Origin of the sequence: Streptomyces bohaiensis (genome assembly GCF_012033785.1) — a bacterium.
GTDB lineage: Bacteria > Actinomycetota > Actinomycetes > Streptomycetales > Streptomycetaceae > Streptomyces > Streptomyces bohaiensis.
The window spans coordinates 1-2,327 of sequence record NZ_JAAVJC010000453.1 but is presented as its reverse complement, the minus strand read 5'-3'; the positions used below and the strand labels follow the sequence as shown (position 1 = coordinate 2,327).

Below are 2,327 nucleotides of genomic sequence, written 5' to 3'. Positions count from 1 at the left end.
CCGGCGGACCGGCCGGGGCGGCCGGCATCGCGACGGTGCCCGGCGCGGCCGCCGTCCAGCGGATGCCGACCGTCGCCCCCGGCCCCCGGTCCCCGAACGCCCGCTGGGCGTCGCGGCGCTGTCGCTCCCCGGCGACGGCGGCCAGGTAGGCCGAGGGGTGCATGCCCTCCGGGGGAGGGGTGCCCACCAGGGCGGCGAGATCCTCCGCCAGCCGCACCGACATCGACCAGGCGACGCGCTGCTCCAGCTTGGGGAGCCGCACGAGCAGCTGCCGCACCGCGAGCCACAGCTCCTCCGGCACCCGCGACAGGTCCAACCGGGCGAACCCGCCCGCGAGTTCGGGCGGCGGCGGGGGCAGCAGCGAGGCACGGGCGACGGGGATCCGCTCGCGGACCACCATGGTTCCGGCGAACACGTCCCCCAGTCGCCGGCCGAGCGGGGAGACCAGCGAGGAGGCCATCGCCACGAACCCCATGGTCACGAAGAGCTCCACGAAGCCGACGAGCCCGCGGACCAACGCGTGCCGGAACCTCACCGGTCCGCCGTCGTCGCGGACCACCCGCAGCCCCAGGACCAGCTTGCCCAGCGAGCGGCCCCGCGTCAGCGTCTCGACCGCCACCGGCACGCCGATGAGCATCAGCACCAGCGTGGCGATCTCCACGGCGGAGAGCGCGGCTTCCCCCATCCCCAGCGCCGAGGAGGCCAGCACCAGCGAGACCAGCAGGTAGACCCCGACGATCAGCACCACGTCGATCGCGATCGCCATGGCGCGGCTCGGCAGCCGTGCCGGCCGCAACCCCAGCACCACGGCGTCGCCGGTCACCAGACCACTCATCGGCCTCCGTCCCCCATCGCTCGCTGCGCGCCGCCGGGCGGACCCGTGCACGGGCCCCCGCCGAGGGCCGCTCCTCCACGTCGTCCCAGTCTGCCGTGTCCCACGGGGCGGTACCCCTCCACCCCGGCCCCGGCGTCTGAGAAGGTCGTGCCATGGACCTGGATGTGTTCGTCGCCGCCCATCGTGCCGAGTGGGACCGCCTCGACCAGTTGCTCGGCCGGGGGCGCCGGCTCACCGGCGCCGAGGCCGACGAGCTGGTGGCGCTGTACCAGCGGGCCGCCACCCACCTCTCGCAGCTGCAGAGCTCCGCCCCCGACCCGGTGGTGACCAACCGGCTGACCACGCTGGTCGCCCGGGCGCGCAGCGTGGTCGTCGGCAGCAGGCGGGCGACCTGGCGGGACGCCGTCCACTTCTTCGCCGCGGGTTTCCCGGCGGCCTGCTACCGAACCCGGCACTGGTGGATCTGGACCGGGGTCCTCTTCACCGCGGTCACCGCCGTCATCGCCACCTGGCTCGCCAACAGCCCCGAAGCGGTCGCGACCATCGCCGCGCCCGAGGCGCTCCGCGAGATGACCAGGGAGGGCGGCGGTTACGAGAGCTACTACTCCAGCAGCCCCGCCGCGGCGTTCTCGGCCCAGGTGTGGACCAACAACGCGTGGATCGCGGCCATCTGCCTCGCGTTCGGGGTGCTGCTCGGCGTCCCGGTGGTCTATGTGCTGGCGATGAACGCGCTCAACGTCGGGATGGGCATCGGGTTGATGGCCGCCGCGGGCCGGCTGGACGTCTTCCTCGGCCTGCTCATCCCCCACGGTCTCCTGGAGCTGACGGCGGTCTTCGTGGCGGCCGGTGTGGGGCTCCGGTTGGGGTGGACGGTCATCGACCTCGGTCGGCGCACCCGCGTCACGGCGCTGGCGGAGGAGGGGCGCGCGGCGATCGGCATGGCGGTCGGCCTGGCCGTCGTCCTGCTGGTCTCCGGTGTGGTCGAAGGGTTCGTCACCCCCTCCGGGCTGCCCACCTGGGCCCGCATCGCCATCGGTGTCCTCGTCTGGGCCGCCTTCCTGGTCTACGTCTTCGTCCCCGGACGGCGGGCCGCGCTGGCCGGCGAGACCGGCGATCTGGCTCGGGAGGACCGCTCCGACCAGCAGCCCGTCGCGGTCTGACGAGCGGGGGTTGACGTCGGGGTGCCGGGCGCGTAGTGTGCTCCGAGCTGCCATGGAGCCCATCGGCTTCCCAAGCGACGCTGAGCGTCCCAGGTCCGGCGGCAACCACTGCCGAAGTGCACACACCCTGACGGGTCTGTTTTGACGTTCTCGCGTTCGTATTCAGCGACGCGTGTTCGACGATTCAGTTCCCGTTCCGCCGATTTGGAAGCGGCCGGGGAAATGCTCTAACGTGGTGGACACGCCGGAGGGCGAAAAGCTCGAAAGGCCCCGCCGGCCGGGGGTCAGGAACACGAAAGTGGGTCTGATAGAGTCGGAGACACCGAAGGGGA

2 protein-coding genes are annotated in these 2,327 nt (G+C 72.9%); one reads left to right on the top strand and one right to left on the bottom strand.

The genetic code is table 11. The features are described 5' to 3' along the window. Nucleotides 1–835 (bottom strand): RDD family protein (locus tag HCN52_RS23865; RefSeq protein ID WP_168090496.1); only part of this gene is annotated, 835 nt, incomplete at its 3' end. 152 nt (nucleotides 836–987) lie between these two features. Between HCN52_RS23865 and HCN52_RS23860 the strand changes: the two genes are divergently transcribed. Next, nucleotides 988–1,995: a stage II sporulation protein M gene (locus tag HCN52_RS23860; protein WP_168090495.1), complete on the top strand. Its 1,008-nt coding sequence runs from the start codon at nucleotides 988–990 to the stop codon at nucleotides 1,993–1,995. The last annotated feature ends 332 nt before the right edge of the window (nucleotides 1,996–2,327 follow it).